1 protein-coding gene is annotated in these 302 nt (G+C 35.8%); it reads left to right on the top strand.

Going from position 1 to position 302, the window contains the following annotated elements:
• Positions 1–302 (top strand): YfhO family protein (locus C1E99_RS13140; RefSeq protein WP_153060274.1); only part of this gene is annotated, 302 nt, incomplete at both ends.

The raw sequence follows: 302 nt of genomic DNA, 5'->3' as shown, positions 1-302 counted from the left end.
TTACCTAGGTTCATTCCTATCTCCAATTGTCTTTTTCTTTGATTTACAATCCATGCCTGACGCTATCTATCTTGTCACTATTGTCAAATTTGGATTGACTGGGTTGTCAACTTATGTCAGCCTAAAGGGGATCCATAAAAATTTGAAAGAAGAATGGGCACTATTACTCGCTACTAGTTTTTCTCTGATGAGTTTTAGTACAAGTCAATTAGAAATAAACAACTGGCTAGACGTTTTTATACTCCTCCCACTAATTCTTCTTGGATTGCATCGATTATTAAAAAAACAGGGTCCGATTCTCT

The organism is Streptococcus suis, from assembly GCF_002964045.1.
Classification (GTDB): Bacteria; Bacillota; Bacilli; order Lactobacillales; family Streptococcaceae; genus Streptococcus; species Streptococcus suis_U.
The sequence above is the reverse complement of the archived record's forward strand: the minus strand, read 5'-3'. Positions and strand labels throughout refer to the sequence as shown.